Raw genomic sequence first — 25,937 nt, forward strand, 5'->3', positions numbered from 1 at the left:
GCGCCTTTTATTATGAGGAGGATTATGATGACAGTAGTAATTGGATTAACAGGAGGCATTGCAAGTGGAAAAAGTACAGTGTCTCAAATGTTTCGTGAACTGAGCATACCAGTTATTGATGCAGATATTATTGCACGAGAAGTTGTAGAGCGAGGAAAACCAGCATATAACAAAATAGTAGAAGTATTTGGAACGGAAGTGTTACAAGAAGATGGAGAACTAGATCGTCCAAAACTAGGAAGTGTCGTTTTCTATAATGAAGAAAAACGATTGCAGTTAAATAAAATTGTTCATCCTGCAGTGCGTGAGGAAATGAATAGGCAAAAGGAAATGTACATAAAAGAAGGTATGCAAGCGGTTGTGTTAGATATTCCTCTCTTATTTGAAAGCAAATTAACAAGTCTCGTTGACCGCATTTTAGTTGTAGCGGTTAAGCCGCATACGCAATTAGAACGTTTAATGAAACGAAATAACTTTTCAGAAGAAGAAGCAACAGCTCGTATTCAATCTCAAATGCCGTTAGAAGAAAAAGTGAAAAATGCAGATGAAGTGATAAATAATGATGGCACAATTATGGGAACGAAAACACAATTGCAGGTAATTTTAAAGAAGTGGAACATTATTGACTAAAAAATTGTGAAATTAATGAAAATGCTTAGTGACATATCCCCTTTTTGTGTTATACTATTATTGGGATTGGAGATAAATAGTATAACGCATTCAAGGGGGATAACATATTATGACTCGTGTGGCAATTAATGGATTTGGACGTATTGGGAGAATGGTATTTCGTCAAGCAATAAAAGAAAGCGCATTCGAAATTGTAGCAATCAATGCAAGCTATCCATCTGAAACGTTAGCACACTTAATTAAATATGATACAGTTCATGGCAAGTTTGACGGAACAGTAGAAGCATTTGAAGATCACTTATTAGTTGATGGAAAAATGATTCGCCTTTTAAACAACCGCGATCCAAAGGAATTGCCTTGGACAGATTTAGGTGTTGAAGTTGTAATTGAAGCAACTGGTAAATTTAATTCAAAAGAAAAAGCAATTCTTCACGTTGAAGCTGGAGCGAAAAAAGTAATTTTAACAGCGCCTGGTAAAAATGAAGATGTAACAATTGTAGTTGGTGTGAACGAAGACCAATTAGATATTACAAAACATACTGTTATTTCAAATGCATCTTGTACAACAAACTGTTTAGCGCCTGTTGTGAAGGTGTTAGATGAGCAGTTTGGAATTGAAAACGGTTTAATGACGACAGTTCACGCCTATACAAATGACCAAAAAAATATTGATAACCCACATAAAGATTTAAGAAGAGCACGTGCTTGCGGACAATCAATCATTCCGACAACGACAGGTGCTGCGAAAGCGCTAGCAAAAGTTCTTCCACATTTAAACGGAAAACTTCATGGTATGGCACTTCGTGTACCAACACCAAACGTGTCTCTTGTTGATTTAGTAGTAGATGTAAAACGCGATGTGACAGTTGAAGCCATTAACGATGCATTCAAAACTGTTGCAAACGGTGCGTTAAAAGGTATTGTAGAATTCAGCGAAGAGCCTTTAGTATCTATCGACTTTAATACAAATACACACTCAGCTATTATTGATGGTTTATCTACAATGGTAATGGGTGATCGTAAAGTGAAAGTACTTGCTTGGTATGATAACGAGTGGGGCTACTCTCGTCGTGTTGTAGATCTTGTAACGTTAGTTGTTGAAGAGTTAGCGAAACAAGAAAATGTGCAACACATTTAAGTGAATAAGGGAGGAGAGGGCAAGGCAACATTTGCCCTCTTTTTTTAATTTTTTCTGAAAAGGAAAAAAATTATATAAGTATATTTAAAAAAGTGGACATACCACGAAGCGTTGTGATTACTGCATTTGTGAATCGTTTATTTTTTTTAGGGAAAAGTAAAGAGGAAAATATGACAGAAAATCGAAAAAACTGTTGTTGCAAAATGAAAATAAACAAAGTATACTAACACTCGTAAACTTAAGAGCTGAGGTACGTAGTCACTACTTAAAGGGTTAGGACCTCTCTGGACTAACTTTCCCCCGTGGTAGTGGAGCAAGCCAAATTGCAAATTAGTTTTCAATTCGAACAGTTAGAATAAATTTACAAGGGGGAACTGTAGAATGGATACTATGGATACGATGGGTCGTCACGTGATTGCTGAACTTTGGGATTGCGATTTCGACAAACTGAATGACATGCCGTATATTGAACAATTATTTGTGGATGCAGCACTAAAAGCTGGTGCTGAAGTGCGTGAGGTTGCTTTCCATAAATTTGCACCACAAGGTGTAAGTGGAGTAGTAATTATCTCGGAATCACATTTAACAATTCATAGCTTTCCGGAGCACGGTTACGCAAGTATTGATGTTTATACTTGTGGGGATCGTATTGATCCAAATGTTGCTGCAGAATATATTGCAGAAGGTTTAAACGCGAAAACGCGTGAGAGCATCGAGCTTCCTCGAGGAACTGGTAGCTTCGAAATTAAGCAGAGAGAAACAAAAGCTCTTTAAAAAAGAACATAATTGATTTAAAATGTAAAGAGGTGTATAATGCACCTCTTTTTTAGTTTATAAAAAAGGAAAAATATAACGTACTCGTTAGTTGAATAAATTGGATTCTTGCAAATGAGGTAGTGCTCTATATACCATCTTATTTTTAAGGATGAGATGATAAAGTGATGCGCTGAAACTTAAAGTGGTAAGAGAGTTAGAATGAGTTATATAATATTGTATATATATTTTAGGTGAAGTGAGTAGAGAAAAATAAAGAGTATAGTGTAAAGGAGTGAATGTATTGCGTTGTCCATCCTGTTCTCATAATGGTACAAGAGTGTTAGATTCGCGTCCGGTAGACGAGGGGCGCTCTATTCGAAGAAGGAGAGAGTGTGAAAGCTGCTTAAGTCGCTTTACGACCTTTGAAAGGGTAGAAGAGTCACCTCTTATCGTTGTAAAAAAAGAAGGCACACGAGAAGAGTTTAATAAAGAAAAGATTTTACGTGGTTTAATTAAAGCGTGTGAAAAAAGACCAGTATCTTTAAGACAATTAGAAGAAGTAACACAAAGCGTGGAACGTGAACTGCGTAATTTAGGTATATCAGAAGTGAAAAGTGATATGATTGGTGAAATTGTCATGGAAGAACTTCGCGATATTGATGATGTTGCTTACGTACGTTTTGCTTCTGTATATCGTCAATTTAAAGATTTAAATGTATTTATTGAAGAATTAAAAGATATACTGCAAAAAGAAAGAGAGTAGAAGTTGTATTTTATTCTCTTTACATACCGTAAGTAATAGGATAAGAGAGCTAGAAGCGCAAGCTAATAGCTCTTTTTCACTAAGAATTTATATAATGAAGATAGAACGAATGAAGTAGAGGATAGATTGGATGAGAGAAAGGAAAAGCAAGAATGGAAAAACAGTCATGGATGGAGCTATTGCCGATTGATCGTTATAAAGTAAGTGCGAAAGGGCTACTGCACAATTACGACCGAAAAGTGTTAACGATGTTGTATCAGCCGTTAATAGGTAGTAGAGCTTTTAGCTTATACATGACACTATGGGGAGAGCTAGAGCAAGATCGTGTATTTGGAAAAGAGAATACGCATCATTCCCTTATGGTGACTATGCAAATGCAACTTCCTGAAATATATGAGGAACGAGTAAAGTTAGAGGCAATTGGGCTATTGAAGGTATATATTAAGAAAGAAAAAGATATTCGAATGTTCATATATGAGTTGCAACCACCTTTATCTCCGAAGCAGTTTTTTGATGATATTGTTTTAAGTATCTTTTTATACAATCGATTGAGCCGGACAAAATATAATCAAGTAAAGCAATATTTCTTAGAAGAAGAATTTGATTTTGCTTCTTATGAAAATGTTACGCGTTCTTTCAATGATGTGTTTGGTTCGTTTAATCCAGGACAGCTTGAGCATGCGCAAGAAGACCTTCGTATTCCAAAAACGACAACTATGCCAAGTAACGAGAAGGGAGACGCTCCGAAAGTTTGGAATGATTTCTTTGATTTCTCTTTATTTGTAGATGGATTGTCCGCTCTTGTTCCTAAAAAGGCGATTACAGATCAAGTGAGAGACTGCGTTATAACACTTGCTTACGTGTATGGTGTAGATGTGTTATCGATGCAAAATATCGTTCTTGGTGCAGTGACAGAGATGCAAACAATTGATACGGAAAGGCTTAGAAAAGGAGCGCGCGATTGGTATCAATTTGAAAATGGTCAAGCATTACCGGTATTAAGTGAAAGAGTACAGCCTCATGCTGCACGTACGATGAAAGAGAAAGAGCCTTCATCGCAAGAGGAGATGTTAATAAAGCAGCTAGAGGAAATCTCGCCAAAACAACTATTGAAAGAGATTTCTGGTGGTGCAGAGGCAACGAAAGCGGACTTGCAGATCGTTGAAGATGTCATGATTAATCAAAAATTGACACCAGGAGTTGTGAATGTACTTATTTATTACGTTATGCTACGCTCAGATATGAAACTTGCGAAAACGTATGTCGAGAAGATTGCTGGGCATTGGGCACGTAAAAAGGTCGGTACAGTAGCGGACGCGATGGCGTTAGCGAAAGAAGAGAACCGTCAATATCAAGAGTGGGCTGAGACGAAGAAAAAAGGCCGTACGGCGAAGAAAACGGTGCGGAAAGAAATGGTGCCAGATTGGCTTAAGGAAGAAGAGCCGAAAGAACAAGAGAAAGAAACAGAGAAGAAAGATACAAGTGTAGAAAAAGATGCAAGTACGCTAGAAGATGAAAGAAAACGACTAGAAGAAGTGTTAAAAAAATATAAGCGTGATTAATAGAAGAGAATGAACGCTCTTTGAGGTGAGAAAATGGAGCATATTCAAAATTCATTTGCAAAATTAATGGAAAATGAAAACTTTAAAAATAGATATGAAGTACTAAAGGCAGAAGTAATGGCGCATCCGCGTGTGAAAGAATTTATAGACGAACATAAGGGTGAAGTAACGACTTCTATGATTGAGCGCAGTCTTGTGAAGTTATATGAATATATTGGACAAAGTGTAGGTTGCGTGGATTGTCCGGATTTAGGTTCATGTAAAAATATGCTACAAGGTTATGAGCCAAAGCTTGTTATTCAAGGGAAGATGATTGATATTCAATACGATCGCTGCGTTAGAAAAGTAGCGCATGACGAGAGAAAGAAATATGAAAAACTCGTTCAAAGTGTATATATGCCAACGGATATTTTGCAGGCAACTATGGAAAACTTAGACCCTTCTGATTTAAATGCACGTATCGATGCAATTGGTGCAGCGAATGAATTTTTAAGTACATATGAACCAGGTAAAAAAGCACAAGGTTTATATTTGTACGGTAAATTTGGTGTAGGAAAAACGTACCTTTTAGGAGCAATAGCGAACGAGCTTGCTCGAAAGAAAATAAGTTCGATGCTCGTATACTTCCCGGAATTTTTACGTGAAATTAAAAGTTCAATTCAAGATAATTCGATTGGTGAAAAGATTGATGCGGTTAAACGCGTACAAGTTTTAATGTTAGACGATATCGGGGCAGAAGCGATGTCAAGCTTTGTGCGTGACGATGTGCTTGGTGCAATCTTGCAATTCCGTATGTTAGAAAACTTACCGACGTTCTTTACGTCTAATTTTGATTTTAAACAACTGGAACACCATTTAACGTATACGCAGCGTGGTGAGGCTGAAGAAATGAAAGCAGCACGTATTATGGAAAGAATTAAATATTTAGCGAAACCAATTCCAATTGGTGGGAAAAACCGTCGTCATAAGTAAAAGAGTAAGCTTCTCAGCTTGCTCTTTTTTTGTATTATAGTGATATTTTCTTTTCGAATATGAGATCGAAATATTCAGGTTGTCCAGAACTGCCAAACGTAGGGGCAACAATCTGTACGAACCTCCAGCCATCTCTAGCATGTTCTTGAATAATTTCTTGGTAGTCTTCAGCTGGTTTTGAGCGAGTGAACCCCCAATGTAATTCGACTTTTACGAATTTATATTCAAACATTCAGATACCCCCTTTTATTGATAAGTAAAGTATACAATAAAAATTCATAGTAGCTTGTATCATTTTTTTCTCCCTCCCTTAATATATATAAAATTAGCAAGCCATATTGAGTGGATTTTCTAACGATAGGAAATGTGATTCTACTAAGAGTGAAATTCACGCGGGACGGACTCTTATAGGATTTGTAACGTATAGATACAGTCCTTTAGAGCGGGGATAAAAGGGGGGACAAAAGTGATTGAAATTTGCTTCGAAGAAAAAAATGATGCTATGCACGTATATAGACAATTGCTGAAAAGAGCGGAAGTGTTATATAAGGAAACGAGTGTGTATTTACAGGAACAAAAAGTGGTGATTCACATACCAGTACGTGAATCGAATTATATTGAAAAAATCTTATTGCCAGTAATGGTGTATTTCATTGTGAATGTGAAACAAAATGAGTGGATTTATACGATTTTAAAAGAAAAGTTTTTTTATGAAGAACAAGAAGAGTGTCATCAAATATTGCACATGGCACATGAGATTTTAAAGGGAAGAAGAAAAGGTGTAGCTCAGGATTTAACGCGTAACGCATTTGAGTCATATATTAAGTCTTCTTTAAATAATTGGCTTTGTGATCCGCTCTCATTCTCGTTTTCATCATATATCCGTTTTCGTCTTCGTACATATAGGGAAATGGTGGCTAAACTTGCGGAAGTGGCAATTGATGAATATAAGATGGAGCAAGAATACCAAATGTTCATTGAGACGCTTCGGCAACAAGTAAGTAGCCGTAAATCACGTTTGTCTTGCGTGCATCTTATTTTTGATGAAAGCTTTATCTTTTATGATGATAAAGGTAGACGTTTAAAACAGGAGAAGTTGGTCCAATATATAGATGAGGAATTATTAAAGCAAAATGATGTATATATTGATACGAAAGTAATTGCGCCGCTTCTTTCTATTTCGCCTAAAAAGATTTATTTATATACGAAAGAACAAGACCATAATATGATTATTACTTTGCGAAATGTGTTCCAAGAACGGGTCCAATTACATGGATTACATGATTTTGAGCGCAATGTGAAAAATTTAAAAAATAAAGGTAACGCCCTTGATTTTCTAAGTTTTTGAGCATATAATTACCTACATAAATGAAATATATTGAAATGTCATGATGAGGACATGAGTAGTTTTCTACGATTTTCAGAGAGGGAAGCCTTAGGGTGTGAGCTTCCTAGTACGGGATTATTACTTACCACCTCTAAACTTTAGCAGTGAACGGTTTTTCTAGTAATTGCTAACGGACAACACCGTTATGTTGAACTTGAGCAATTAACAATTATGTTAATTGGAACAAGGGTGGAACCACGAATTCAACACTCGTCCCTTTTTACGGGATGAGTGTTTTTTATTTTGAGAAAAAGAGGAGTGACCAGTGATGGCAGATGTAGTTAAAATTACTTTCCCTGATGGAGCTGTGAAGGAGTTTCCAAAAGGCGTAACAACTGAAGAAATCGCAGCTTCTATTAGCCCAGGCTTAAAGAAAAAAGCTGTAGCTGGAAAATTAAACGATGAGATGATCGATCTTGTTACACCAATCGAAGAAGATGGTGCAGTTTCTATCATTACATTAGATTCTGAAGATGGCCTATATATTTTACGCCATTCAACAGCCCACCTTTTAGCACAAGCGTTAAAACGTTTATATAAAGATGTTAAGGTTGAGCTTGGCATTGGTCCAGTAATTGAAAATGGCTTCTACTACGATATTGATATGGAAGAAGCAATTACAGTTGAAGACTTCAAGAAAATCGAAAAAGAAATGCAAAAAATCGTGAACGAGAACTTAGAAATCGTTCGTCATGAAGTACCACGTGCAGAAGCAATTCGTCGCTTTGAAGAAATCGGCGATGAGTTAAAATTAGATTTAATTAACGATCTTCCAGAAGATGCAGTTATTTCAATCTATGAGCAAGGCGAATTCTTCGACCTTTGTCGTGGTGTTCACCTTCCATCTACAGGGAAAATTAAAGTGTTTAAATTATTAAGCGTTGCAGGTGCTTACTGGCGCGGCGATAGCAATAATAAAATGCTACAACGTATTTACGGTACTGCATTCGTTAAGAAAGCAGAATTAGATGAGCACTTACGTATGCTTGAAGAAGCGAAAGAGCGCGATCACCGTAAATTAGGTAAAGAATTAAAACTATTTACTAATAGCCAAAAAGTAGGACAAGGTTTACCACTTTGGTTACCAAAAGGTGCAACAATCCGCCGCATTATCGAGCGTTACATCGTTGATAAAGAAGCAAGCTTAGGCTATGATCACGTATATACTCCAGTACTAGGGAGCAGAGAGCTTTATGAAACTTCTGGTCACTGGAACCACTACCGTGATGGCATGTTCCCATCAATGGAAATGGATAACGAAGAATTAGTTCTTCGTCCAATGAACTGTCCTCATCATATGATGGTTTATAAAAATGATATTCACAGCTACCGTGAATTACCAATCCGTATTGCAGAACTTGGAACAATGCACCGTTATGAAATGTCAGGTGCGTTATCTGGATTACAACGTGTACGCGGAATGACTTTAAACGATGCGCACATTTTCGTTCGTCCAGATCAAATTAAAGAAGAGTTAAAACGTGTTGTAAACTTAACTCTAGAAGTGTACAAAGATTTCGGTTTAGAGAACTACTCATTCCGTCTATCTTACCGCGACCCAGCAGATACTAAAAAGTATTATGCGGATGATGAGATGTGGGAAAAAGCACAAGGTATGTTAAAAGAAGCTATGGATGAAATGGGTCTTGATTACTATGAAGCTGAAGGTGAAGCGGCATTCTACGGTCCAAAACTTGATGTTCAAGTTCGTACTGCTCTTGGAAAAGACGAAACACTTTCAACTGTACAATTAGACTTCTTACTTCCAGAACGCTTTGAATTATCATACGTTGGTGAAGACGGTAAACAACATCGTCCAGTTGTAATTCACCGTGGTGTTGTATCAACTATGGAACGTTTTGTTGCCTTCTTAATTGAAGAATACAAAGGTGCATTCCCAACATGGTTAGCTCCAGTTCAAGTACAAGTAATTCCAGTTTCTCCGCAAGTACATTTAGACTATGCGAAGAAAGTACAAGACGAATTGCGTCGTGCTGGTATCCGTGTTGAATTAGACACTCGTGAAGAGAAGATCGGTTACAAAATCCGTGAAGCACAAATGCAAAAAATTCCGTACATGCTTGTAGTAGGTGACAATGAAGTAACTGAAAACGGCGTAAACGTACGTAAATATGGTGAACAAAAATCAGAAACAATCGCATTAGATGCTTTTGTTGACATGATTAAAGTAGAAGGAAAACGATAAGAAAAAGCCGCGGTATACCGCGGCTTTTTTATGTAATATACTCGAGAGAAATTAGAAAAAATAACCATGTAACACTTATCATAAAAAAGTATTGCAAGTATGTTAGTTGTTTGTTACAATATTTCTTGTTGTTAGTAAAACACATCGCGTCTTCTTGACAGACGTCATGTCCTATGATAAACTCATCAAGGATAATAGAATATTGTTTTGTGGAACAAGTAGAAGCACCCGCTTCTCACCTGATGGACGCATTCGCAGTTAACAGGTAAATGTATTTCTTACTTAAGATTTTACAAGTGTGGGTGTCGTATGCCCGCACTTTTTTTGTTCGGGTTCTATGACTACAAAATATGTTCTGAGAAAACCTTGGAGGTGGCTTACTATTAGCAAGGATATGATGATTAACGAGCAAATTCGTGCACGTGAAGTACGTTTAGTTGGCGCAAATGGCGATCAACTTGGAATCAAGTCTCGTAATGACGCTTTAGACTTAGCTGCAAATCTTAATCTTGATTTAGTATTAGTTGCTCCAAATGCGAAACCGCCAGTATGCCGCATTATGGACTACGGTAAATTCCGCTTTGAGCAACAGAAGAAAGAAAAAGAGCAGCGCAAAAATCAAAAAGTAATTAGCATGAAAGAAGTTCGTTTAAGTCCAACAATTGATGAACACGACTTTAACACAAAACTTCGTAATGCTATCAAGTTTTTAGAGAAAGGCGACAAGGTTAAAGCGTCAATTCGCTTTAAAGGACGTGCCATTACTCATAAAGAAATCGGTCAACGTGTTTTAGATCGCTTCTCAGAAGCTTGTGCTGAAGTTAGTACAGTTGAATCTAAGCCTAAAATGGAAGGACGCAGTATGTTCTTAGTTTTAGCACCGAAAAACGATAAGTAATAGATAGAGGAGGAAATACCTATGCCTAAACAAAAAACTCATCGCGGCGCTGCAAAGCGTTTCAAAAAGACTGGATCAGGTAAACTGAAACGTTCTCACGCTTACACAAGCCATTTATTCGCTAACAAATCTACAAAAGCTAAACGTAAACTACGTAAAGCTGGTGTAGTAAGCGCTGGTGACTTCAAACGCATTCGTCAAATGCTTGACAACTTAAAATAAGTTCGGCTGATATATAGAACAATTAGGAGGTAATATTATGCCAAGAGTAAAAGGTGGTACAGTTACTCGTCAACGTCGTAAAAAAGTAATTAAATTAGCAAAAGGTTACTACGGTTCAAAAAATACATTATTCAAGGTTGCTAACCAACAGGTTATGAAATCTCTAATGTATGCATTCCGTGACCGCCGTCAAAAGAAACGTGACTTCCGTAAATTATGGATTACACGTATCAACGCAGCAGCTCGTATGAATGGTCTTTCTTACAGCCGCTTAATGCACGGTCTTAAAAATGCTGGCATCGAAGTTAACCGCAAGATGCTTGCTGACTTAGCTGTTCATGACGAAAAAGCTTTCGCTGAATTAGCAACAGTTGCAAAAAACAACATTAACTAATTAATTAGTTGAAACCTTAGAAGAATTTTCTTCTAAGGTTTTTTATTTGTATTCAAATAGAAGTTAGAAGTGAAAGAAATTCTAAAGATTAACGACTATGTCGTTATCAATATGACAAAATCAATATAAAAGTTATAGCAGTATAGAAGAATATACATATGAAGTCAGGAGAATACTCCTGGCTTTTTTTAATTCTGCTCTTTTGGAAAGAAGAGTATCTTTCCTAGCCGAAACGACACTGCTATAATGGAAAGATGATATGGAACTTTCATCAGATGAACAATTTAAGAGCGATGACTGAAACGTATTTGTAAATTAAGGACAAGCTATTTTATAAAGAGGTAGATAGCTGACTTATTCATAAGAACTGAAACATAATAATGAACTTTGAGATGAAACAACATTGTTGCGTAAAATGCGATGTTGGAGGAGGACAATAGAATGGACTTACTACAACTATTTAAATTACAAAAAGAATTAGATGACCGTATTGCAAAAGAACATGACTTACAACCGAAAAAATTGTTAAAAGAAAAAATGTTAGCTCTTCTTGTAGAAATTGGAGAACTTGCAAATGAAACACGTTGTTTTAAATATTGGAGCAACAAACCAGCTTCGGAGCGTGAAGTGATATTAGAAGAGTACGTAGATGGTTTGCATTTTATTTTATCAATCGGAATTGATTTAGGTATTGATAAAAACTTCCTATTCTATAAATGTGCACAAACGAATAAAACACAAGTGGAAATTTTCTTAGACACATATGCGAAAGTAATTCGTTTTACAGATCAACCATCTATTACAAACTATATTGAATTATTTACGAGCTATCTTCGACTTGGACAAGCACTTGAATTTGAGCAAGAAGAGATTGAAAAAGCATATTTAGATAAAAATGAAGTAAATCATCAGCGTCAAACACAAGGATACTAATTTAATTTTTGAATATTTCAATTTAATTATTGTATAATGAATTGACTGAAGAAAAAGGAGGGTGTTGGCAATGACAAAATTAGACGCGACATTGACAATGCTAAAAGAATTAACGGATGCACGTGGTATTGCTGGTAACGAACGTGAACCACGTGAAGTAATGAAGAAATATATCGAGCCGTTTGCGGACGAACTTTCTACTGATAACTTAGGGAGTTTAGTTGCAAAAAAAGTAGGGGAAGAAAACGGCCCGAAAATTATGGTTGCAGGTCATTTGGATGAAGTTGGATTTATGATTACACAAATCGATGACAAAGGTTTCCTTCGCTTCCAAACGGTTGGTGGCTGGTGGTCACAAGTTATGCTTGCGCAACGCGTGACGATTGTAACGCGTAAAGGAGATGTAACAGGTGTAATTGGTTCAAAACCACCGCACATTTTACCTCCAGAAGCTCGTAAAAAGCCAGTTGAAATTAAAGACATGTTCATCGATATCGGTGCTTCTAGCCAAGAAGAAGCAATGGAGTGGGGCGTACGACCAGGAGATCAAGTTGTACCTTACTTTGAATTCCAAGTGATGAAGAATGAAAAAATGTTACTTGCAAAAGCATGGGATAACCGAATCGGTTGTGCAATTGCAATTGACGTATTAAAACAATTAAAAGATGAAAAGCATCCAAACGTTGTATACGGCGTTGGAACTGTACAAGAAGAAGTTGGTCTTCGTGGCGCAAAAACATCTGCGAATTATATTAAACCAGATATCGCGTTCGCAGTAGATGTTGGTATCGCTGGAGATACACCGGGTGTAACGTCAAAAGAAGCGCAAAGTAAAATGGGCGATGGACCACAAATCATTTTATATGATGCTTCTGTTATTGGACATACAGGTTTACGTGATTTCGTAGTTGATGTTGCTGATGAATTACAAATCCCGTATCAATATGATTCAGTAGCGGGCGGAGGAACGGATGCGGGTGCGATTCACATTGCTGTAAATGGTATTCCTTCTATGGCAATTACAATTGCAACGCGCTATATCCATTCTCATGCGGCAATGTTACACCGTGATGATTATGAAAATGCAGTAAAGTTAATTGTAGAAGTTATTAAACGTCTTGATAAAGAGGCTGTACATAACATTACATTTAATTAATAGAAAAAGCGAAGGAGATTCTCCTTCGCTTTTTTATGTTTTAAAAAGGCCGTTCTAATCCTGCTGCAGTATGAGCGCCTAAAATAATTAAACGAGTTAATTGCATCGCCATAAAATGGGGGGTATATATCATCCCTCTTTTTAGCCATGACATAATCATCCCTAGATGGGCACCAGTAACATAACTAATGAGAATATCGCGTGGAACCATTAGTTTTTCATCGTTAGGTTGTGAAATAGAGAGGCTTAATGTTAAATGCGTTTGAATTGCTTTCATCATCTTATACGTATAGTTTCCGGCCGCTTTATCACCAAGCATGACGTTATAGAAGTTAGTGTTTTCTGCAATATGTTCGAACAAGGCCAGAAAACTTGGATGTGGCGAATCAAATGTTAGTTGGAAATCTTCTTTATTTCTATTTCTTGGTTTAATTACTTCAGTTAGCTTTTCTAACATTTCTTCAATGCTTTTGTCTAGTAAGTCATATTTATCGTGGTAATGGCTATAAAATGTAGCGCGGTTTACAGGAGCGCGTTCTGCAATATGTTGAACAGTTACATTTTCAAAACCTTTTTCGCCTACTAAAGCGACAAAAGCATCCTGTATGAGTTGTCTCGTCCGTTTTACACGTGGATCATTTGTATTTTTAATAGACATTTTTATTTCCCCTCGTTTAATTTTCTATACTTAAACAACATATTGGTATTATATTGTTGTTTAACCGACATTTCATACATAAATTGTCGGTTGTAGATTCAAAATAATTATTTATAATTATAAACGATAGTCCTTCAGAAATCAGCACCGCTCGCAGGTAGATAAATTTCGATTTACGCTGCAGATGGTGTGATTTTTTTGTTAAAAGGTTAATATAATTAACAATTAAACAATCTAAACAATAAGGACATAAATAGTTTAGAAAAAAATTATATGCGATATAAGGAGAGGAATGCAATGAATCAGTTTCGAAGAATGGTAATTATCAACATTATCACATTAATTGTACTAGTTGGCGGCGGTATTGGCGGTTATTACTATTACAACCAAACGGAAAATTACTTAAAAACAGACAATGCAAAGATTGATGGGAAGGTAATTCCGGTTGCTTCACCAGTAGCAGGTAAACTAACTGACTGGAAAGCTGAAGTAGGAAAAAATTATAATGAGAACGATAAACTAGGTACTGTTACTGTAGCGGCAGCTAATGGAGAACAAACAGTAGATGTAACAATTCCACAAAATGCAACGGTTGTACAATCAAACGCAACAACAAATGCTTTCGTTGGAGCTGGTAGCCCGATTGCTTACGCATTCGATATGAACAATTTATGGGTAACAGCAAACATTGAAGAAACAGATGTTGATGATGTTCAAAAAGGTCAAGATGTAGATGTGTATGTAGATGCATACCCAGATACAACGTTAACAGGAAAAGTAGAACAAGTTGGCTTAACAACAGCGAATACATTCTCTATGTTGCCATCAAGCAACGCAACAGCGAACTATACGAAAGTAACACAAGTAGTACCAGTTAAAATTTCTTTAGATCATAGCAAATCAGTAAATATTGTTCCTGGCATGAATGTGACAGTTCGTATTCATAAGTAAGGGGGAGATGAGATGTCCTCAATTGTAATTGCAGGATATGCACTATTTTGTATAATCGTCTTCTTCCTTGTAAATCGTCTTTTACGAAAGAAAAAAACGAAAATGGGAGAAGAACAAGTCCCAGCCGTAAGTAAAATAGAAATAAGTAAAGTTGAAACAGAAGAGAAAGAAATTGAACGAAAGCAAGAATCGGAAATTTCTAATGTAGTTGAGTTAGAAACAGGAAAGCAAGAAGAAGTAAAACAAGAAAAAGAAGTGCAGAAAAAACAAATTTCTACGCCTGTAGAGAATGTGAACGTAAAAGCAGTTGTAGCTGTATTAATTCTCGGCATGTTCGTTTCTATTTTAAACCAAACAATTATTAACGTTGCATTACCTCCGTTAATGAATGAATTTAACGTATCAACTTCAACAGCACAATGGTTAATTACAGGCTTCATGCTTGTAAATGGTATTTTAGTACCGATTAGTGCCTTTTTAGTTTCACGATTTACGTATCGTAAATTATTCGTAGCAGCAATGTTATTCTTTACGGTAGGATCTATCATTTGTGCTACTTCCGGAAACTTTACGATGATGATGACGGGCCGTGTTATTCAAGCGGTTGGTGCGGGTATTTTAATGCCGGTTGGTATGAATATCTTCATGACATTATTCCCGCCTCATAAGCGCGGAGCAGCGATGGGGTTACTAGGTGTAGCGATGATTTTAGCTCCAGCTATCGGACCGACTGTAACAGGTTGGGTAATTGAAAATTACAGCTGGAACTTAATGTTCTATGCGATGTTTATTATCGGTTTAATTATTACGTTCCTATCTTTAAAATTCTTTACACTAGCTCAGCCAGTGTCTAAAACAAAATTAGATGTATTTGGTGTTGTTAGTTCAAGTATTGGGCTAGGAAGTTTGCTGTACGGATTTAGTGAGGCTGGAAATAATAGTTGGACTAGTGCAGAAGTTGTTATTTCACTTATCATTGGTGTAATTGGTTTAGCGTTATTTATTTGGAGAGAGTTAACAACGGACAATAAAATGCTTGATTTACAAGTATTTAAATATCCAGTATTTACTTTCACTTTAGTAATTAACGCAATCGTTACGATGGCATTATTCGGAGGTATGTTATTGCTTCCAGTATATCTGCAAAACATTCGTGGCTTTACGCCAATTGAATCTGGTTTACTACTTCTTCCAGGTTCATTAATTATGGGGATCATGGGACCAGTAGCGGGTAAATTATTCGATAAATATGGCATCCGTCCATTAGCGATAATTGGATTGGCAATTACGACGTATGCGACATATGAATTTACAAAATTATCGATGGATACACCGTATAGCGTTATTATGACGGATTATATTATACGTTCAATTGGTATGTCATTCATTATGATGCCAATTATGACGGCTGGTATGAACGCGCTGCCTATGAAATTAATTTCTCACGGTACAGCAACGCAAAATACGTCAAGACAAGTAGCGGGTTCAATCGGAACAGCGATTTTAATTACACTTATGACGCAACAAACGACTGCTCACGTAGCAGATTACGGCAACATGTTAACAACATCAAACCCAATTTTAGTTGATAAAATACACGGCATGGGGCAAAGTTTAGCGGCCTTAGCTGGATCAGCTCAAGCAGGAGACGCGATGAGCACACAACTATTATATGGACAAATTTCAAAGCTATCTGCAATTAACGGTATTAACGATGCCTTCTTAATTGCAACGATACTCGCAGGGATTGCTTGGGTGTTATCGTTCTTCTTACCATCAGGCAATAAACCAAATAGAAAAGCAGGGAATTAAATTCCCTGCTTTTTTGTGTTCTTTATGCAGTTAAATATAAAAGCTGGTAACCAGCTACGGAGCACAGCCCTGTTATAAACAAAATTGTTCCCATAGCACGAATACTTGATATTTGTCTGCCGCTTATAATAGCTAATAGTCCAGCTAAAGAGAAGAGACCCCAATATAAAGTTCCTGAAATTGGAATCATCCCCTCTAAATCTATTCCAGAACCTATACAAACGATAGGAACAACGATAAGCGATATGCTAATGAAACCAGCTATAATGGTAAGTGATTTACGACATTTAATACCAAAAATAATTAAAAAAATGCCAACGATGAATTCGCATACCATTAAAGTAAGAGCTAAAATCATCCAAGTTAATATTCCGAACACTTCTGTGTTACCTCCGATTTGTGAGTTTCAAAAAATATTATATATAGTATGAATCACCCACAGTCATGAGTAACCAGAAGATAACTCCTAATATACCAGCGATAAAAATAATGAATCCCATATTACGGATACTTTTAATCTTTGCTTGTAATCCACTTAATCCAGCTAATAATCCAGTTAAAGAAAATAGGGTCCAGTAAAGAGCAGTTGGAATGGGGAAGATTGTATCCATATTAATTCCTATACTTAAAAAAACAAAAGGTAGTGTGACAAAGGATAGGCTAAGTAGCCCCATTAAACCAACGAGTAATTTCCGATATTTAATTCCTGTTACTATTAAAAAAATACCACCAGCAATCCCGCATAGTAAGAGAAGTGGCGTGAAAAGCATCCAAATAACACTGAACATATGTAAACTCCTTTATATGAATTAAGTTATATTTTACTACATGAGGTTTATTTTGGATATTATTAATAAATATGTATAAATTGATAGAGATGAGAAGTGATCATACGAATTAATAAAAGAGGTATCGTGAGGATACCTCTTTCTAATTCAAGAATGCCAACAAATTATTCATAATATGAAATAACATAGCTGGAATAATGGATTTTGTTTTTTTACATAAAATAGCCATTAATAATCCCATGAAGAAAGTAATGACCATTACGCCAAGTGAGTATGTATGAGCGATACCGAAGAAGAAGCTTGTTATAATCGCTGCAATCCAAAATGGAAAGCGTTCTGAGAAAAAGCGAAGTATAAAGCCACGGAAAATAAGCTCTTCAAAAATTGGTGTGAGTATTGCAAAGCCCAGAAGTAATAATATTTGATACTGCTTAAAGACATCTAAGTTTAGTGCGGAAGATTGCTGCTTTGTTGCGTCTTGGAATACATAATTTAACAAGATGTAATTGAGTAAAATGTTTATAGCGAAGAAAAGAAGTAAGTATACGTATGTACGCCATTCTCTCAGTGCTTTAAAGTTAAATGATTGTAGTAGTAATTTTTTTGCGGGTTCGAATTTAAAAATGAAGAATAACAACACGGCTAGCTGTAATACAATACTTGCAGTATTTACGATAGATTCATACAGGGCAATTTGTTTTTTATCTGTAAGACCGGCTGTATAAATTGTTAAGGGCATTGCGAGGAACACAGTAATAAGTCCGGTTCCGAAAAAAGCGAATACAACGGAGCTAATAAATTGTCCCCATGACATAGAGTATTTCTGTTCATTAGAAAGTTGTGTAGCGGGTTGCATATGTAGAATCACCTCTTTATATTTGTATATTTAATTATAAGGCATTTTGTTTTCAGGCGTAATATTTAAATATTACATATAAAGGTGTATTTTCCATAAAATAATAAAAGAGGTATCACCCTGTAGTGATGCCTCTTTCTCATTGATAACTATGTTCTGTCTTGTTATTCAATTTTGCTTGCTCTATTTGCAATTCACGCTCTACCAATCGATCTAATTGCTGAATTGCTTTAAGTGCTTTTTCATAAGAAATTGTTCGATAATGATGCGCTCCGCCCGGTTCTTCATCTGCTTCGTCTGCCCATTTAATAATATTTTGAAGAGATGTTCTTTCAATTTCTTGTTCCACTAAGAAAGAATCTGTATGAAGAAGAATTGCAATAGAAATTTCTTTTGCTAGTTTTGGATGTTCTCCTAATCTAATAAGTAATTTATGTGCTCTTTCAGCACCTTTAATTGCATGGATATCATTCTTTTTATATAAGTCATAATCCCATTCGCCGCCTGTGTACCATGTATGATGTCCGATATCATGAAGGAAGCCAGCTTTTGTGGCAGCATCGACTGAGGCGTGATGCTTTTTGGCTAGGTGAAACGCATGGTAAGCGACAGCGATCGCGTGGACCATTCCAGAACGGTTTACGTATTTTTGTGTAATGTGGTGTTTAAAAATTTGTTCAAGCGTAATACGGTGCATAAAACATTCACTCCTTTTATCTTATGGTGTATATGAAGAAAAATCGATCGGTTTAAATGTATTTTGAACATTGTACTCCATCATAGTTCGTTAGTAAAGTAGAAATGTTTAGGAGAAGAAAAAATTTTTCCGAAAAAAAATCACCTTAGCTTATGCAAAGGTGATTTTCAAATTGCTTATTTTTTTAATCCTTGCTCTAGTGTTTCTAACATTTCGTGCTTTTCATTTTCATCAGCGTTTTTCCAAATGACTTCAAATAAAACGCCAAGACCTGGAAGCATTTTTTCTTCACCGCTTTGAATTGCATCGACGATTGTTTCTTGTAATTGATCTTGTGAATTTCCAGATACATTCGCTAATACAGCACCGCGTAAATTAAAACTCATTGCTTTCACCTCTTCTTCAGAATTGAAACTGACGTTAGTTTTTGTTCTTTTTTATGTAAATATGTATGAAAAATAGGCTATAATGATAAGACAAGAAGAGAGGGAAATACATATTATGAAAAACATTGATTCAGTACAAAATCCGCGTGTAAAGCAGTGGAAAAAGCTGCAAACGAAAAAAGAACGCGATAAAAAAGGTTTATTTTTTGTAGAAGGATTCCACTTAGTCGAGGAAGCTTTGAAGGCAGGAATTGTAACAGAACTTATCGTTTCAGATCAGACAGACCTTCCGAAAGATTGGACAGTTAATGATGTGGAAATGTATATCGTACCTGAGGCGATTGTCAAAATACTTCGTGAAACAGAAACGACACAAGGTGTATTTGCTGTTTGTGAGAAGCATGAGAAAGAAGTAGCTCTTACTGATGGGAAATTCCTTTTATTAGATGGCCTGCAAGACCCAGGTAATTTAGGAACAATTATTCGTACAGCTGATGCAGCTGGTATTCACGCCGTTGTGCTTGGAGAAGGTTGTGTTGATGTTTACAATAGTAAAGTACTCCGCTCTACACAAGGCTCTATTTTCCACTTACCAATTGTAAAAGGGAACTTAGAAGAATGGGTAGACAAGTTAAAAGAAAACAACGTTCCTGTATATGGAACAGCTCTTGAAAATGGAGTTCCGTATGGTGAAGTAACGCCGGCTGGCAGTTTTGCATTAATTGTAGGAAATGAAGGAAATGGCGTACGCCAAGAAATTCTTGCAAAAACGGATCAAAACTTGTATATTCCGATTTACGGCGGGGCAGAATCATTAAATGTTGCGGTTGCAGCAGGGATTTTAACGTATTATTTGCAAAGCCCGGTTGCGAACAAATAAAAAACTTCTTATAATAAGTTGAAGTACATTATATTAAAAGTTAAATAACGAAAAACGTTGATAGAGAAGAGTAACTTACAAAATCGCCATATAGGGAGAGAGTGCCGTAGACTGAAAGCATTCTTATGGTAGACGAAAGTGAATTCACCTCTGGAGTTGACGCCAGGACCATGTATATGTAAAGGCGTTCCGGTCAGAATTGATCGTTATAACTAATGAGTGGGCAGACTTGTTCTGTCAATTTAGGGTGGTACCGCGAATTTACCTCGTCCCTTTTTGGGAGCGAGGTTTTTTTATTTTTAAAATTAGGAGGGTTCCAAAATGGAAGCACGTTTAAAAGAGCTAAAGCAAAAAGCGTTAGAGCTTATTGAAGAAGCGAAAGAGCTAAAGGGCTTAAACGACGTACGCGTAGCGTATTTAGGAAAAAAAGGCCCAATTACAGAAGTATTACGCGGCATGGGAAAATTGTCAGCAGAAGAGCGTCCACGTATGGGAGCATTAGTAAATGAAGTGCGTGAAGCGATTCAAACGCGTTTAGATGACAAAATTAGTAACTTAGAAAAAGCAGTAATCGAAGCGAAATTAGCTACTGAAACAATCGATGTTACACTGCCAGGTCGTCCTGTTGAAACAGGTTGTCACCATCCGTTAACAGCTGTTGTTGAGCAAATTGAAGATGTATTCATCGGTATGGGTTATGAAGTAGCTGAAGGAACAGAAGTAGAAAAAGACTACTACAACTTCGAAGCACTAAACTTACCGAAAGATCACCCAGCGCGTGATATGCAAGATACATTCTACATTACAGAAGAAACGTTACTACGTACACATACATCTTCTGTGCAAGCACGTACGATGGAAAATAATAAAGAAAAAGGCCCAATCAAAATTATTTGTCCTGGTAAAGTGTATCGCCGTGATGACGACGATGCGACGCATTCACATCAGTTCATGCAAATTGAAGGTCTTGTAATTGATAAAAACATTCGTATGAGTGACTTAAAAGGTACACTGCAAGTATTCGTGAAAAAGATGTTCGGTGAAGATCGTGAAATCCGTCTTCGTCCAAGTTTCTTCCCATTCACAGAGCCATCTGTAGAGATGGATATTTCTTGTATGATGTGTCATGGCAAAGGTTGCGGCACTTGTAAAGGAACTGGCTGGATTGAAATTCTAGGCGCAGGTATGGTTCACCCGAACGTACTTGAAATGGCTGGTTATGATTCAAAAGAATATCAAGGTTTCGCATTCGGTATGGGCGCAGAGCGTATCGCAATGTTGAAATACGGAGTAGATGACATTCGTCATTTCTATACAAATGATGTACGTTTCTTACAACAATTCAAACGAGCGTAAGGGAAGGAGAGGATAAATATGTTCGTATCATATCGTTGGTTACAAGAGTATGTAGATATTAAAGATGTAACAGCACAAGAACTAGCAGACAAAATCACGAAAAGTGGTATTGAAGTAGAAGGCGTTGAAGTATTAAATAAAGGTGTAAAAGGTGTTGTAGTTGGTCACGTATTAGAATGTGAAAAACACCCAGAAGCTGATAAATTAAGCAAATGCTTAATCGATATCGGTGAAGAAGAGCCAGTTCAAATTATTTGTGGAGCTGCTAACATTGCAAAAGGTTTAAAAGTACCAGTTGCAAAAGTTGGTGCTGTACTTCCTGGTAACTTCAAAATTAAAAAAGCAAAACTACGTGGTGAAGCTTCTCACGGTATGGTTTGTGCTCTTCAAGAGCTTGGCATTGATGGAAAGTTAGTTTCAAAAGAATATGCAGATGGTATCTTCATCTTCCCAAGTGACGCTGAAGTTGGTGCAGATGCACTTGAAATTTTAAACTTACACGATGAAGTACTTGAGCTTGGTTTAACACCAAACCGTGCAGATTGCCTAAACATGTTAGGTGTTGCATATGAAGTAGCTGCTATTTATGGCCGCGAAGTAAAACTTCCAGCTATCGACTTACAAGAAACAGCAGAAAAAACTTCTGATTATATTTCTGTAAGTGTAGAAGCGAAAGAAGAAAACCCGTTATACATTGCAAAAATGGTTAAAAACGTAAAGATTGGTCCATCACCAATGTGGATGCAAACTCGTCTTATGGCAGCTGGCATTCGTCCAATTAGCAACGTAGTTGATATTACAAACTACATTTTAATGGAATACGGTCAACCGTTACATGCATTCGATTACGATAAATTAGGTTCAAAAGAAATCGTTGTTCGTCTTGCAAAAGAAGGCGAAAAAATTGAAACGTTAGATGATCAAGAGCGTACATTACAAAGCCACCATCTTGTAATTACAAACGGCACGAAAGCTTTAGCTGTTGCTGGTGTAATGGGCGGGGCGGATTCTGAAGTTACAAATGAGACAGTAAACGTTCTAATTGAGTCTGCATACTTTGCAGGTCAAACAGTACGTCGTACATCAAAAGACTTAGGTCTTCGTAGTGAATCAAGTGCACGTTTCGAAAAAGGAATCGATCCAACACGTACATTTGAAGCAATTCAACACGCAGCTGCTTTAATGGCGAAATATGCTGGCGGTGAAGCACTTGAAGGTGTAGTAGAAGCTGATAACTTACAAGTACAAGAGCGTACAGTATCTGTTACTGCTGAAAAAGTAAACCGTGTATTAGGTACAAATATTTCTGCGAGTGAAATGGGTACAATGTTCACAAACTTGAAATTCCCATTTACAGAAGTAGAAGGAACATTCCATGTAAATGTACCAGCACGTCGTCCTGATATTACAATTTCAGAAGACTTAGTAGAAGAAGTGGGCCGTCTATACGGTTATGACCACATTCCAGTTACATTACCTTCTGGAACGATGACTCGTGGTAAATTAACATCAGCACAAACGAAACGTCGTAAAGTACGCCGCTTCTTAGAGGGTGCTGGTTTATATGAAGCAATTACGTATTCATTAACAAGCGCTGACAAAGCGAAACAATATATGGTTGAGCCAAACGAAAAGGCGCCTGTAGGTCTTGCACTTCCAATGAGTGAAGAACGTAGCCAACTTCGTTTAAGCTTAGTACCGCAATTACTAGAAGCAGTTTCATACAATGTCGCTCGTAAAAACGACAGCGTTGCTTTATACGAAGTAGGTTCTATCTTCTTACCGACAGAAGAAGGAGAACTTCCGAAAGAAGAACAACATCTTGCAGGTGTTATGACAGGTCTTGCTCTTCACCATGCATGGCAAGGTGAGAAGAAAGTAGTAGACTTCTTCGTTGTGAAAGGTGTACTAGAAGGACTATTCGACGTGCTTGGCGTTTCAAATCAAATCACATATGCACCAGCAAAACGTGAAGGTATGCACCCAGGCCGTACAGCTGACATCGTATTAGATGGCGAAGTAATTGGTTTCATCGGTCAATTGCACCCAGAAGCAGAAAAACAATTAGATGTGAAAAATACATTCGTATTTGAATTATCTCTTGTAAAAGTATTCGGTGCAGACGCTGAGGAAACTTACTACTCAGCAATTCCACGTTTCCCATCTATGACACGTGACATGGCTGTTGTAGTAACAAAAGAAACAAAAGCTGGTGAAATGAAGCAAGTCATTGCTGAAGCTGGCGGAGAACTTCTGAAAGACGTAACACTATTCGACTTATACGAAGGTGAAAAAATGGAAGAAGGCAAGAAATCACTTGCATTCTCTATGACTTACTTCGATGCAGAACGTACATTAACAGACGAAGAAGTAACAGAAGCACATAACCGTGTACTAACAACGGTAGAAGAGAAATTCGGTGCGGAGTTACGTAAGTAATTAGAAAATTGCCGGATTCATTCCGGCAATTTTTTTATTGGATTGGTTGTCGGACACTGTCGGTAAGTCGATATATTACAAAAATCGCTCATATATTTTCCAACACCTTGCATCTTTCTCTCGAATGTAGTACATTAATTTTAGTTTAACAAAATGAAAGACGATGATAAGGAAAAGTAGTATATACTATAATCCAAAGCGAGTCAGGGACGGTGAGAGCCTGATGAGGCGGTATATGTGAAGAACACCTTGGAGTTGCTAACCGAAATTGAATTTTGTATTCAAGAGTAGACTTAGACGGGAATCCGGCCTGTTACAAACCGGGAAGTATGTATTACATACGAGTTAAAGTTGGTCTTTATGACAAATTGGGTGGTACCGCGAAGTTTAACCTTTCGTCCCTTTATGGATGAAAGGTTTTTTTGTATTTAAATATATGAGCAAAGGAGAATTTCACTATGGAAAACACATTAGTAAAAAGTCTGTATAGAGATACAGAAAAGTATGCAGATCAAACAGTACAAGTATCAGGGTGGATTCGTAACTTACGTGATTCAAAAGCATTTGGTTTCATCGAATTAAACGACGGTAGCTTCTTCAAAAGCGTTCAAATCGTTTTCGATACAGAATTAGAGAACTTCAAAGAAATTGCAAAACTTCCACTTAGCTCTTCAGTTAAAGTAGAAGGTAAAGTAATTGCAACGCCGGGAGCGAAGCAACCATTTGAAATTAAAGCAGAAAAAATTGATATCGAGGGCTTATCAGATTCTGATTACCCACTTCAAAAGAAGCGTCATACGTTTGAATACTTACGTACAATCGCTCACTTACGTCCAAGAACAAATGCATTCTCTGCAACGTTCCGCGTACGTTCTATCGCAGCATTTGCGATTCACCAATTCTTCCAAGAGCGTGGATTCGTACATGTCCACACACCAATCATCACTGGTAGTGATACAGAAGGTGCTGGCGAAATGTTCCGCGTAACAACGCAAGATTTAAATAACCTACCAAAAGGTGAAGACGGAAAAGTTGATGAGTCAAAAGACTTCTTCGGTAAAGAAACAAACTTAACAGTAAGTGGACAGCTGAACGCTGAAGCTTATGCATTAGCATTCCGTGATGTATACACATTCGGACCTACATTCCGTGCAGAAAACTCAAACACAACTCGTCACGCTGCTGAGTTCTGGATGGTTGAGCCTGAGATTGCATTCGCTGAACTAGGTGACGTAATGAACCTTACAGAAGATATGCTGAAATATGCAATGAAATACGTATTAGAGCATGCACCAGAAGAAATGGAATTCTTCAACAGCTTCGTTGATAAAACAGTTCTAGAGCGCATGAACAACGTAATCAACTCTGACTTCGGTCGCATCACATATACAGAAGCAATTAAAGTGCTTCAAGAATCAGGTGCTGACTTCAAATACCCAGTAGAATGGGGAATTGACTTACAAACAGAGCACGAAAGATACTTATCAGAAGAAATCTTCAAACGCCCTGTATTCGTAACTGACTATCCGAAAGACATTAAAGCATTCTACATGCGTTTAAATGAAGACGGTAAAACAGTAGCTGCTACGGACCTTCTAGTTCCTGGTATCGGCGAATTAATCGGCGGAAGCCAACGTGAAGAAAGAATGGACGTTTTAGTAGACAGAATTAAAGAATTAGGTATGAACGAAGAGGACTACTGGTGGTACTTAGAACTTAGAAAATACGGCGGTACAAAACACGCTGGATTCGGTCTAGGTTTCGAGCGCTTCCTAATGTACATCACTGGTATGGCTAACATCCGTGACGTAATTCCATTCCCAAGAACTCCAGGTTCTTCTGAATTCTAAAATATGAAAAAAGGCGAGAGGATTTCCTCTCGCTTTTTATTTTACATATTGTATAGTTTATTCCCTCGTAGCAAAAAGTAACGCGAAGGGGTGAATATAAATGAGTAAAAAAGTGAAAAAAGATCATTCAAGATCGGGCCTAGGTTCTCCAGAAGTTGAAGGACAAGGAACGACGACACATGAAACAGGTTCTCATAAAGTATTTTCATCAAATAAGAAGCAGAAACGAAGCTAACATAACAAAGGA

Annotated in this window: 27 protein-coding genes and 4 other annotated features; of the genes, 20 read left to right on the top strand and 7 right to left on the bottom strand. The window is 37.1% G+C overall.

What is annotated here, in order from left to right:
• Positions 1–27 precede the first annotated feature (27 nt).
• From coaE to dnaI, 6 genes are all read left to right on the top strand, one after another.
• Positions 28–630 carry a dephospho-CoA kinase gene (gene coaE, locus ACQGSG_RS00735; protein ID WP_000219315.1) on the top strand — a complete coding sequence of 201 codons (603 nt, stop codon included), beginning with the start codon at positions 28–30 and terminating at the stop codon, positions 628–630.
• 109 nt (positions 631–739) lie between these two features.
• Positions 740–1,768, top strand: a complete 1,029-nt coding sequence (locus ACQGSG_RS00740) for a glyceraldehyde-3-phosphate dehydrogenase (RefSeq protein ID WP_000198974.1) — start codon at positions 740–742, stop codon at positions 1,766–1,768.
• Between the two features lie 390 nt (positions 1,769–2,158).
• A complete protein-coding gene (gene speD, locus ACQGSG_RS00745; RefSeq protein ID WP_098413228.1) occupies positions 2,159–2,542 on the top strand; it encodes an adenosylmethionine decarboxylase in 384 nt (127 codons plus the stop codon).
• A 283-nt stretch (positions 2,543–2,825) separates the two neighbouring features.
• Positions 2,826–3,287, top strand: coding sequence for a transcriptional regulator NrdR (gene nrdR, locus ACQGSG_RS00750; protein ID WP_001203687.1), 462 nt, complete (start codon positions 2,826–2,828; stop codon positions 3,285–3,287).
• Between the two features lie 152 nt (positions 3,288–3,439).
• The gene (locus ACQGSG_RS00755) at positions 3,440–4,849 is read left to right on the top strand and encodes a replication initiation and membrane attachment family protein (RefSeq protein ID WP_000415029.1); all 1,410 of its coding nucleotides are present in this window, start codon (positions 3,440–3,442) and stop codon (positions 4,847–4,849) included.
• Positions 4,850–4,882: 33 nt separating this feature from the next.
• Positions 4,883–5,821 (top strand): primosomal protein DnaI, encoded by a 939-nt coding sequence (dnaI, locus tag ACQGSG_RS00760; protein ID WP_000400104.1) that lies wholly within the window; start codon positions 4,883–4,885, stop codon positions 5,819–5,821.
• A 34-nt stretch (positions 5,822–5,855) separates the two neighbouring features.
• Here dnaI and ACQGSG_RS00765 read toward each other — a convergent pair whose 3' ends face one another.
• The gene (locus ACQGSG_RS00765; RefSeq protein ID WP_000464456.1) at positions 5,856–6,053 is read right to left on the bottom strand and encodes a DUF4177 domain-containing protein; all 198 of its coding nucleotides are present in this window, start codon (positions 6,051–6,053) and stop codon (positions 5,856–5,858) included.
• 234 nt (positions 6,054–6,287) lie between these two features.
• Between ACQGSG_RS00765 and ytxC the strand changes: the two genes are divergently transcribed.
• The 7 genes from ytxC to ACQGSG_RS00800 all read left to right on the top strand — a co-directional run bounded on the left by ytxC (position 6,288) and on the right by ACQGSG_RS00800 (position 13,017).
• Positions 6,288–7,169, top strand: coding sequence for a putative sporulation protein YtxC (gene ytxC / locus ACQGSG_RS00770; protein ID WP_000569629.1), 882 nt, complete (start codon positions 6,288–6,290; stop codon positions 7,167–7,169).
• A 31-nt stretch (positions 7,170–7,200) separates the two neighbouring features.
• Positions 7,201–7,429: a binding site (T-box leader), on the top strand.
• Between the two features lie 47 nt (positions 7,430–7,476).
• Complete coding sequence (thrS, locus tag ACQGSG_RS00775) at positions 7,477–9,414, top strand: threonine--tRNA ligase (protein ID WP_000786083.1); 1,938 nt, start codon at positions 7,477–7,479, stop codon at positions 9,412–9,414.
• A 210-nt stretch (positions 9,415–9,624) separates the two neighbouring features.
• Positions 9,625–9,745: a sequence feature (ribosomal protein L20 leader region), on the top strand.
• A gap of 63 nt (positions 9,746–9,808) precedes the next feature.
• Positions 9,809–10,312 (top strand): translation initiation factor IF-3, encoded by a 504-nt coding sequence (gene infC, locus ACQGSG_RS00780; RefSeq protein WP_000973215.1) that lies wholly within the window; start codon positions 9,809–9,811, stop codon positions 10,310–10,312.
• A gap of 21 nt (positions 10,313–10,333) precedes the next feature.
• Positions 10,334–10,534 carry a 50S ribosomal protein L35 gene (gene rpmI / locus ACQGSG_RS00785; RefSeq protein WP_001125945.1) on the top strand — a complete coding sequence of 67 codons (201 nt, stop codon included), beginning with the start codon at positions 10,334–10,336 and terminating at the stop codon, positions 10,532–10,534.
• 37 nt (positions 10,535–10,571) lie between these two features.
• Positions 10,572–10,928 carry a 50S ribosomal protein L20 gene (gene rplT, locus ACQGSG_RS00790; RefSeq protein WP_001138362.1) on the top strand — a complete coding sequence of 119 codons (357 nt, stop codon included), beginning with the start codon at positions 10,572–10,574 and terminating at the stop codon, positions 10,926–10,928.
• Between the two features lie 441 nt (positions 10,929–11,369).
• A complete protein-coding gene (locus ACQGSG_RS00795; protein WP_000365050.1) occupies positions 11,370–11,861 on the top strand; it encodes a dUTP diphosphatase in 492 nt (163 codons plus the stop codon).
• Positions 11,862–11,931: 70 nt separating this feature from the next.
• On the top strand, positions 11,932–13,017 hold the full coding sequence (locus ACQGSG_RS00800) for a M42 family metallopeptidase (RefSeq protein WP_000163555.1): 1,086 nt from the start codon (positions 11,932–11,934) through the stop codon (positions 13,015–13,017).
• A 40-nt stretch (positions 13,018–13,057) separates the two neighbouring features.
• Here the strand turns inward: ACQGSG_RS00800 and ACQGSG_RS00805 are convergent, their stop codons facing one another.
• Positions 13,058–13,675 (bottom strand): TetR/AcrR family transcriptional regulator, encoded by a 618-nt coding sequence (locus ACQGSG_RS00805; RefSeq protein WP_000023672.1) that lies wholly within the window; start codon positions 13,673–13,675, stop codon positions 13,058–13,060.
• A gap of 297 nt (positions 13,676–13,972) precedes the next feature.
• Between ACQGSG_RS00805 and ACQGSG_RS00810 the strand changes: the two genes are divergently transcribed.
• Positions 13,973–14,626, top strand: coding sequence for an HlyD family secretion protein (locus ACQGSG_RS00810; protein ID WP_001071419.1), 654 nt, complete (start codon positions 13,973–13,975; stop codon positions 14,624–14,626).
• Positions 14,627–14,638: 12 nt separating this feature from the next.
• Positions 14,639–16,438 carry a DHA2 family efflux MFS transporter permease subunit gene (locus ACQGSG_RS00815; protein WP_000095274.1) on the top strand — a complete coding sequence of 600 codons (1,800 nt, stop codon included), beginning with the start codon at positions 14,639–14,641 and terminating at the stop codon, positions 16,436–16,438.
• Positions 16,439–16,460: 22 nt separating this feature from the next.
• On the opposite strand, the gene ACQGSG_RS00820 is transcribed toward ACQGSG_RS00815, so the two are convergent.
• From ACQGSG_RS00820 to sspI, 5 genes are all read right to left on the bottom strand, one after another.
• The gene (locus ACQGSG_RS00820) at positions 16,461–16,817 is read right to left on the bottom strand and encodes an ammonia permease (RefSeq protein WP_065222750.1); all 357 of its coding nucleotides are present in this window, start codon (positions 16,815–16,817) and stop codon (positions 16,461–16,463) included.
• 37 nt (positions 16,818–16,854) lie between these two features.
• Entirely contained in the window at positions 16,855–17,226 is a 372-nt protein-coding gene (locus tag ACQGSG_RS00825; RefSeq protein ID WP_070179522.1) for a DNA-binding protein, read from the bottom strand.
• A 142-nt stretch (positions 17,227–17,368) separates the two neighbouring features.
• Positions 17,369–18,082, bottom strand: coding sequence for a CPBP family intramembrane glutamic endopeptidase (locus ACQGSG_RS00830; protein ID WP_001182122.1), 714 nt, complete (start codon positions 18,080–18,082; stop codon positions 17,369–17,371).
• 139 nt (positions 18,083–18,221) lie between these two features.
• On the bottom strand, positions 18,222–18,779 hold the full coding sequence (locus ACQGSG_RS00835; RefSeq protein ID WP_000554786.1) for an HD domain-containing protein: 558 nt from the start codon (positions 18,777–18,779) through the stop codon (positions 18,222–18,224).
• 176 nt (positions 18,780–18,955) lie between these two features.
• Positions 18,956–19,165 carry a small acid-soluble spore protein SspI gene (sspI, locus tag ACQGSG_RS00840; RefSeq protein ID WP_000009509.1) on the bottom strand — a complete coding sequence of 70 codons (210 nt, stop codon included), beginning with the start codon at positions 19,163–19,165 and terminating at the stop codon, positions 18,956–18,958.
• 82 nt (positions 19,166–19,247) lie between these two features.
• Here sspI and ACQGSG_RS00845 point away from each other — a divergent pair, with 82 nt between their 5' ends.
• From ACQGSG_RS00845 to ACQGSG_RS00865, 5 genes are all read left to right on the top strand, one after another.
• Positions 19,248–20,045 (top strand): TrmH family RNA methyltransferase, encoded by a 798-nt coding sequence (locus ACQGSG_RS00845; RefSeq protein WP_001986644.1) that lies wholly within the window; start codon positions 19,248–19,250, stop codon positions 20,043–20,045.
• Positions 20,046–20,093: 48 nt separating this feature from the next.
• Positions 20,094–20,322 (top strand) — a binding site (T-box leader).
• Between the two features lie 44 nt (positions 20,323–20,366).
• Positions 20,367–21,401 carry a phenylalanine--tRNA ligase subunit alpha gene (gene pheS / locus ACQGSG_RS00850; protein WP_000388219.1) on the top strand — a complete coding sequence of 345 codons (1,035 nt, stop codon included), beginning with the start codon at positions 20,367–20,369 and terminating at the stop codon, positions 21,399–21,401.
• 18 nt (positions 21,402–21,419) lie between these two features.
• Positions 21,420–23,840, top strand: coding sequence for a phenylalanine--tRNA ligase subunit beta (pheT, locus tag ACQGSG_RS00855; protein ID WP_000498191.1), 2,421 nt, complete (start codon positions 21,420–21,422; stop codon positions 23,838–23,840).
• 154 nt (positions 23,841–23,994) lie between these two features.
• Positions 23,995–24,246, top strand: a binding site (T-box leader).
• A 52-nt stretch (positions 24,247–24,298) separates the two neighbouring features.
• Entirely contained in the window at positions 24,299–25,690 is a 1,392-nt protein-coding gene (gene asnS, locus ACQGSG_RS00860; RefSeq protein WP_000432177.1) for an asparagine--tRNA ligase, read from the top strand.
• 100 nt (positions 25,691–25,790) lie between these two features.
• Entirely contained in the window at positions 25,791–25,925 is a 135-nt protein-coding gene (locus ACQGSG_RS00865; protein WP_098686526.1) for a YuzL family protein, read from the top strand.
• Positions 25,926–25,937: the final 12 nt, after the last annotated feature.

The organism is Bacillus sp. GMa5/1 (assembly GCF_050172015.1).
GTDB classification, from domain to species: Bacteria; Bacillota; Bacilli; order Bacillales; family Bacillaceae_G; genus Bacillus_A; species Bacillus_A cereus.

Coding starts and splice junctions, on each gene's coding strand:
- rplT (WP_001138362.1), top strand. CDS start 10,572: ATGCCAAGAGTAAAAGGTGGTACAGTTACTCGTCAACGTCGTAAAAAA.
- ACQGSG_RS00805 (WP_000023672.1), bottom strand. CDS start 13,675: ATGTCTATTAAAAATACAAATGATCCACGTGTAAAACGGACGAGACAA.
- ACQGSG_RS00845 (WP_001986644.1), top strand. CDS start 19,248: ATGATAAGACAAGAAGAGAGGGAAATACATATTATGAAAAACATTGAT.
- asnS (WP_000432177.1), top strand. CDS start 24,299: ATGGAAAACACATTAGTAAAAAGTCTGTATAGAGATACAGAAAAGTAT.
- ACQGSG_RS00835 (WP_000554786.1), bottom strand. CDS start 18,779: ATGCACCGTATTACGCTTGAACAAATTTTTAAACACCACATTACACAA.
- pheS (WP_000388219.1), top strand. CDS start 20,367: ATGGAAGCACGTTTAAAAGAGCTAAAGCAAAAAGCGTTAGAGCTTATT.
- dnaI (WP_000400104.1), top strand. CDS start 4,883: ATGGAGCATATTCAAAATTCATTTGCAAAATTAATGGAAAATGAAAAC.
- ACQGSG_RS00755 (WP_000415029.1), top strand. CDS start 3,440: ATGGAAAAACAGTCATGGATGGAGCTATTGCCGATTGATCGTTATAAA.
- rpmI (WP_001125945.1), top strand. CDS start 10,334: ATGCCTAAACAAAAAACTCATCGCGGCGCTGCAAAGCGTTTCAAAAAG.
- thrS (WP_000786083.1), top strand. CDS start 7,477: ATGGCAGATGTAGTTAAAATTACTTTCCCTGATGGAGCTGTGAAGGAG.
- ACQGSG_RS00815 (WP_000095274.1), top strand. CDS start 14,639: ATGTCCTCAATTGTAATTGCAGGATATGCACTATTTTGTATAATCGTC.
- infC (WP_000973215.1), top strand. CDS start 9,809: ATGATGATTAACGAGCAAATTCGTGCACGTGAAGTACGTTTAGTTGGC.
- ACQGSG_RS00800 (WP_000163555.1), top strand. CDS start 11,932: ATGACAAAATTAGACGCGACATTGACAATGCTAAAAGAATTAACGGAT.
- ACQGSG_RS00765 (WP_000464456.1), bottom strand. CDS start 6,053: ATGTTTGAATATAAATTCGTAAAAGTCGAATTACATTGGGGGTTCACT.
- coaE (WP_000219315.1), top strand. CDS start 28: ATGACAGTAGTAATTGGATTAACAGGAGGCATTGCAAGTGGAAAAAGT.
- ACQGSG_RS00740 (WP_000198974.1), top strand. CDS start 740: ATGACTCGTGTGGCAATTAATGGATTTGGACGTATTGGGAGAATGGTA.
- pheT (WP_000498191.1), top strand. CDS start 21,420: ATGTTCGTATCATATCGTTGGTTACAAGAGTATGTAGATATTAAAGAT.
- speD (WP_098413228.1), top strand. CDS start 2,159: ATGGATACGATGGGTCGTCACGTGATTGCTGAACTTTGGGATTGCGAT.
- sspI (WP_000009509.1), bottom strand. CDS start 19,165: ATGAGTTTTAATTTACGCGGTGCTGTATTAGCGAATGTATCTGGAAAT.
- ACQGSG_RS00830 (WP_001182122.1), bottom strand. CDS start 18,082: ATGCAACCCGCTACACAACTTTCTAATGAACAGAAATACTCTATGTCA.
- ACQGSG_RS00795 (WP_000365050.1), top strand. CDS start 11,370: ATGGACTTACTACAACTATTTAAATTACAAAAAGAATTAGATGACCGT.
- ACQGSG_RS00825 (WP_070179522.1), bottom strand. CDS start 17,226: ATGTTCAGTGTTATTTGGATGCTTTTCACGCCACTTCTCTTACTATGC.
- ACQGSG_RS00810 (WP_001071419.1), top strand. CDS start 13,973: ATGAATCAGTTTCGAAGAATGGTAATTATCAACATTATCACATTAATT.
- ACQGSG_RS00865 (WP_098686526.1), top strand. CDS start 25,791: ATGAGTAAAAAAGTGAAAAAAGATCATTCAAGATCGGGCCTAGGTTCT.